The organism is Bacillota bacterium (genome assembly GCA_012727955.1).
Taxonomy (GTDB): Bacteria; Bacillota; Limnochordia; order DTU087; family JAAYGB01; genus JAAYGB01.
In genome coordinates, this window is the sequence record JAAYGB010000017.1 from 21,922 (window position 1) to 28,046 (window position 6,125).

The window sequence follows — 6,125 nt, forward strand, 5'->3', positions numbered from 1 at the left end:
TCATATGACCTCCCTGACTCTCAGTTATTTGCCGAGGAGATAGCGCCGGGTCCATTGGACCATTAAGGCCGCGCCGTACCCTAAGGCGTCCTCGTCAAAGTCAAACTTTGGATGATGGTGGGGATAGACAAAGCCCTTGGCGGGATTTTTGCTTCCCACATGGATATAGGCTGCACCCCCGGGAACCTGGCCAAAATAGGAGAAGTCCTCTCCGCCCATAGAAGCGTGGGGTTCGTAAATGACGCCCTCGGCACCCAAGAGGTCTGCTGCTACCTCAGCCATCAGCTTGGTGGGTCCTTCGGCATTGATGGTAGCAGGATACACGGGAGTTAGCTCAAATTCTGCCCTAGCCCCATAGGCGGCACACACCCCTGCTAGAATTCGATCGATCTCCTGCTCGATCTGGTCTCTCACCTGGCTGGAGAGGGTGCGAACGGTCCCCGTCAGCTCTACCCGATCGGCGATGACGTTGTGCCGATATCCTCCACTGATGGTGCCCAGGGTTACCACCGCGGGCTCAGCGGGGTTCAGGCGGCGACTGACGATGGTCTGCAGGGCCGTCACTGCCTGGGCGGCAACGACGATGGCATCCACCGTCTGATGGGGCGCGGCACCATGGCCTCCGGCGCCGTGGATGGTGATGGACAGACGATCCACCGCCGCCATCGTGGCGCCGTAACGCAGCCCTATCTTGCCCACCGGCAGGTTATTGGACAGGTGCAGAGCCAACATCGCCTCAACTTCGGGATTGGATAGGACTCCGGCGGCAATCATCGGCTCCGCTCCACCGGGCTCTTCCTCCGCCGGTTGAAAGATGAACTTGATGGTCCCCGCAAGTTCTTCCCGCTGCTGGGACAAGTACTTCGCAGCCCCCAAAAGCATGGCAACGTGACCATCGTGACCGCAGGCATGGGTCACACCGTCGTTACGGGAACGATAGGGACAGTTTTCCTTCCCATCCTGGACCCGCAGGGCATCCATGTCGGCTCTCAGGCCTACAACCTTGCCAGGCTGCCCTCCCCGCAACACCCCCACTACCCCGGTACGGGCTACCTGGGTGGTGACTTCAAGACCCATTTTCTCCAGTTCCTCGGCCACCAAGGCGGCGGTTTTCACTTCTTCAAAGCCCAGCTCCGGGTATTGGTGAATCCGGCGTCGCAGGCTGATCATGTACTCATGTAACGGACTGTGCAAGAACTGTGCTAAAACCAAGGATCAGACCTCCTACCTTCCTAACCGACGTTACGGGCGGCAGCTCCGGGCAAAGCCGCTTCAATCAAGGCGGTGAAAATCCCCTTAAATATGGGATAATGCCCCCACATCGTTTCCGGATGCCACTGCACCCCCACGGCAAAGGGCAAGTCGGTGCTTTCAATGGCTTCAATGACTCCGTCCTTGGCGGCAGCCGTCACCCGAAAACCTGGGGCCAGGTCCTTCACCGCTTGGTGGTGAAAACTGTTGACCCGCAGCTTGGTGGTCCCCAGCATCCCCTCCAAGATGCTGCCAGGTTCGATACTGATCCAATGGCTGTGCTGCCACCGGGGAGCATCCTGGGCGTGCTTTAGCGACTGGGCTACTTCACTGGGGATGTCTTGGTACAAGGAGCCACCGGCGGCGACATTGAGCACCTGTGCCCCCCGACAGATACCCAGGATGGGCAATCCTCTGTCTAAAGCCCAGCGGGCTACTGTCAAATCCAGTTCGTCGGAAATAGGATTAATGGTCCCCACACCCATGGGTTCTTCGCCCCAATAGGCGGGATCGAGATCCCAGCCTCCCGGAAGCAGTACTCCATCTAGCTGCTCCAATAGGGGCAGCAGATTTTCTGCCTCAGCTAGGCCTGGGAGTAGGAGCGGGATGCCGCCAGCCATTTCAATGGATTGAATATAAGTGCGGTTGATATAAAAGCGCTCCCTGACCTCCTCTTCGTAACCACAGGTCATGCCGATAATGGGTTTTCTCTTCACTTTGCTAGTCCTCTCTTCCCTATCCATCACCGAACGCCCTCTATGTACTACCAGGGCGCTATCTGCGGATACTAACACAGTATTAAGCAATACCATTTCAGGTTCAAGGTGAGATCTCCTGCTAAAAAGAAAAAAGGCGCCCGAAGGGGTGCCCGTTAGCAAAGGTTATAGGTCCACCAGACCTAGGCTGATTTCTAAGGCCGCGCTGATGCGCATCATCGTGTCATCATCTAGGTGAGTGATTTTCTCCTTTAACCGTCGTTTATCGATGGTTCTAATCTGTTCCAGTAGAATCACGGAGTCCTTTTCTAGGTTATATTTACTGGACTCCAGCTCCACATGGGTCGGCAACTTGGCCTTTTTGATGCGAGAAGTGATAGCTGCAATAATCGTCGTAGGACTATACTTATTGCCAATATCGTTCTGCAGTATCAAAACAGGGCGAATTCCTCCCTGCTCCGAGCCGATCACCGGATTCAGATTTGCATAGAAGATGTCACCCCGTTGTACCTCAACCAATTCATTTAGCCTCCGCAAGCTGCTCTTCGTATGAGTAAAGCTCCTCGATCTCGCTGGTGCCCTCTTCCGCTAGTTGGAGATTAATCCCAGCCATCTGAATATACCCTTCCTTCAGTTCTTCACGCAATCGCGCACGCTTGTGCTCCTGAAGATACTGAGCCATCGCCTCAGCCACCAATTGACTGCGATCCAGCTTTTCTGCTTGAACCAGTCTATCGACCTCCTGAAGCAAGTGATGGGGTAAAGATATCACGACTTTCTTATGACTAGTGCTCATTTACCCTATTGCACCTCTTTCGTAACCTTCGGGTTTCGTGATCGGGAGTAAATTTAGTCTCCCCCTGGGACTTGAGCCTTACTCAATACCATCAGCAAAGTCCCTTGCTTTGCGGGCAAATATCCATAGTAAGTATCTTCTTGGTAGAACAGCATTATCCTGTCGCGACATATGGTTCAGGTCCCTGCAATTCATGGAAACCACCACAGGCTTACCCCACCAGATTAAGTAGACAAGGGAAGATCGGCTGTGATCTTCCCTTGTACTAACATATTCTTATTCACAAGCGCCAGGGGATATTCCCTTAGCGGATGGTCTCCTCGGTCTGCGGATCGAAGAGATGAACCTTCATCATGTCAAAGCTCAACCGATGAGAACTCATGGGCTTAGCGGTACTGGTAGATGCAACCCGAGCAATGAAGCTGTGCTCACCGATTGAAGGATACAGGTACAGTTCTGAACCCATGGGTTCTGTCACATCGATATTACAGGTCATGGTGACCAACTCATCGACCTCTGGGAGCAGCTCTGTATCATAGATATCCTCGGGCCTGATTCCCATAATAACTTCCTTACCGACATACTCGCCGATATTCCTAATTTGGTCTGCCCTTTCCTTGGGTAGTCGGAGTTTGAAGGTACCACCATCTACGTAGAGGTCGTCACCTTCACCCTTGAGTACTACGTTCAGGAAGTTCATCGCTGGACTGCCAATGAACCCGGCGACGAACATGTTGTCGGGATTGTTGTAGATATCCAGCGGAGCACCTACCTGCTGGATTAGCCCATCCCGCATCACCACAATCCGGTCGCCCATGGTCATAGCTTCCGTCTGGTCGTGGGTCACGTAGATGATAGTTGTCTGCAACCGGTTATGCAGCTTTGACAACTCAGCTCTCATCTGTACCCGCAACTTAGCGTCGAGGTTGGATAAGGGCTCATCCATCAAGAACACCTTCGGCTCTCGCACGATGGCCCGACCCAGGGCTACCCGTTGTCTTTGACCTCCAGACAAAGCCTTGGGCTTGCGATCCAAGAGGTTTTCAATCCCCAGGATCCGAGCCGCTTCCTTCACCCGTTGGTCTATCTCCGCCTTGGGGAACTTGCGGAGCTTCAAACCAAAGGCCATGTTGTTATAGACGTCCATATGGGGATATAGGGCGTAGTTCTGGAATACCATCGCAATGTCCCGATCCTTCGGTGGGACATCATTGACCACCCGGTCTCCGATCTTGATGGTTCCATCGGTGATTTCCTCGAGACCGGCAATCATCCGCAGAGTGGTGGACTTTCCACAACCCGATGGTCCAACTAGAACGATAAATTCCTTATCTTTGATCTCTAGATTAGCCTGGTTAACGGCAACTACATTGCCAAATCGCTTAGTCACATTTTCCAGAATAACTTCTGCCAATTGTCGCAACCTCCCTTAAGAAGTCCAAAGATCTTCTTAGCATCTGTTCCCATAAAGGAACAAGCACTGATTTTCTCATTCAGCACTACACAAGATCCCGCCAATCATACTCTACTGCGGACACAAAGGGGTCCAAGGTTGCATCTGTAGCGAAAAGAAAAAAGGATACTCCGGGACCTCTTAACTGATAGTTCGTGAGGAGCCCAGAATATCCTTTGAATTTGTTAAGGTTTCTTATCGGCTATCAGATTTTTGCCCATTGACAGAAACAGACGAACAATAGAAACGGGAGAACCATATAGGCTCTCCCGAAAGTTTCAGTAAACTGACTAGAAGGTTAGCTTAACACCAAGGGTGTTGAAGTAACCGAGGTCGTCGGTACCGTTGGTTTCCTGAGCAATGCGCTTGAAACCATAGGTTACGCTGGCATTGTCAGTCACGGCATATTCGACGTCTACTACATAAGTGGTAACGTCTACGTCAGCATCCGAAGCCTCCCTAGACTTCTTCATGGTCTCTAGCTCAACACCAGGCTTGACGGTCAACTTCTCAGTCAGAGCAATTTCAGCACCGAGTTCGATTCTACTATACTCAACAGCATTCTTCTTCTGCTCGGTGTTCGTGTAGTCATGATACTTGAACTCGTAGCGATTGCCATTCTCATCCTTAGCTCTGGTGTAGGAAGCGTTCACCGTTACGAACTCCGGAACAACGTCGTAGTCACCCTTAAGGACGACCTCATTGAATTTATCGTCGTTCTCATAACTCTTCGTCTTGTAATCCACGGATGCGGAGTAAGGAACATCGTCATTGCCAAGAGCCACACCAAACTTCAACTCGGTGGACTCATCGGCCTTGACATCTTGTGCCTCGTCGCGCACAAACTGTCCAGTGAGCTTCAGGTCAGCAACCTTGTACTCGGCCTTGGCACCGTACTTGTTGCCCTCGACGTACTTGTTGCCCTCGACTCGAGCTCGAGCGTCTCTCTTGAATTCACCGCTCACGGTAACGCCCTCGATGGCCCCGGTACCCCATACGGAGTAGCGCTCAAAGCCCCTGCGCTGGGCGGCAGCACCAAAGCTTAGGCTTGGATCTACCTGATACTTACCAAAGAGATGAACGGTAGTATCGGAGAAATCGACTACTGCTTCGCCCTCAGGAAGACCAGTGGTAAACCGAACGGTCTTGGCATCCTTAGGAGCCTTGATGAAGCCTAGGGCAGTACCGTACTCGGCTACTTCAGCATCTTCACCCCAAGCGTCAAGGGTGAACCACTCGTCCACGAATTGAAACTGGTAGGCATCCAGGACAACCGCGCTATGTCCGTCAGAGCGGGTGAGCTTAAGTTTTTGGTCTGCGTCCTCGTCCCATTCCACATCCGTTACAGCACCTTTACCCAAGCCATTCTTGCTCTACAGGGTAACGGATGCGGCCCAACCGCCCTCCTCCTCAGCTGCGAGGGTTACCTTAGCGGTATCGAGGGCAGCGCCCTTGTATTCCTCACCATCGTCAACAACATTGTACTTAACGGTAGACTTGAGCTCTCCGCTGATCTTGACTTCAGCGAAAGCTACGCTAGCCAGAGCAAATACCATGGCCAGAGTCAGAACTAAAATCTTCTTCATGAGTTTTCCTCCTCAGTTTGTTTTGAGTGTATTCGAGTACACCTGTGATGAACTAGCTAGACTGAGGGGAAAAGTTTCCATGTTTCCTTTTCCGTTGTCTGTCTAGTTACTTGGTGTACCTCACCATCCCCTATCAGTGAAACCTCGGTCAAACTTCGGACTGGCACCTCCTTTCTTCCACCGTGTCTCACCAGGGGTAGATGACTTTTTCAAAGAGCTGCAGTACTTCATGTTATGTAATCAAAGGCGATCACTAGCATATACTTTAGTACTGCAATTGCTTAATTCTGTGAGGTTACCGGGATCCCTTCTTTTCCCCGAAA

The 6,125-nt window shown here is 52.0% G+C and carries 7 protein-coding genes; all 7 read right to left on the reverse strand.

The features are described from left to right. Window positions 1-24 precede the first annotated feature (24 nt). Window positions 25-1,170, reverse strand: a complete 1,146-nt coding sequence (locus tag GX030_04020) for an amidohydrolase (protein NLV91546.1) — start codon at window positions 1,168-1,170, stop codon at window positions 25-27. A 62-nt stretch (window positions 1,171-1,232) separates the two neighbouring features. After that, the gene (locus GX030_04025) at window positions 1,233-1,994 is read right to left on the reverse strand and encodes a gamma-glutamyl-gamma-aminobutyrate hydrolase family protein (protein NLV91547.1); all 762 of its coding nucleotides are present in this window, start codon (window positions 1,992-1,994) and stop codon (window positions 1,233-1,235) included. Window positions 1,995-2,132: 138 nt separating this feature from the next. Next, window positions 2,133-2,486 carry a type II toxin-antitoxin system PemK/MazF family toxin gene (locus GX030_04030; GenBank protein ID NLV91548.1) on the reverse strand — a complete coding sequence of 118 codons (354 nt, stop codon included), beginning with the start codon at window positions 2,484-2,486 and terminating at the stop codon, window positions 2,133-2,135. 1 nt (window position 2,487) lies between these two features. Continuing rightward, entirely contained in the window at window positions 2,488-2,763 is a 276-nt protein-coding gene (locus GX030_04035) for a CopG family transcriptional regulator (protein NLV91549.1), read from the reverse strand. A 304-nt stretch (window positions 2,764-3,067) separates the two neighbouring features. Next, a complete protein-coding gene (ugpC, locus tag GX030_04040; protein ID NLV91550.1) occupies window positions 3,068-4,177 on the reverse strand; it encodes a sn-glycerol-3-phosphate ABC transporter ATP-binding protein UgpC in 1,110 nt (369 codons plus the stop codon). Window positions 4,178-4,506: 329 nt separating this feature from the next. Then, window positions 4,507-5,553 carry a hypothetical protein gene (locus tag GX030_04045; GenBank protein NLV91551.1) on the reverse strand — a complete coding sequence of 349 codons (1,047 nt, stop codon included), beginning with the start codon at window positions 5,551-5,553 and terminating at the stop codon, window positions 4,507-4,509. 36 nt (window positions 5,554-5,589) lie between these two features. After that, window positions 5,590-5,802 (reverse strand): hypothetical protein, encoded by a 213-nt coding sequence (locus tag GX030_04050; GenBank protein NLV91552.1) that lies wholly within the window; start codon window positions 5,800-5,802, stop codon window positions 5,590-5,592. Between the last annotated feature and the right edge of the window lie 323 nt (window positions 5,803-6,125).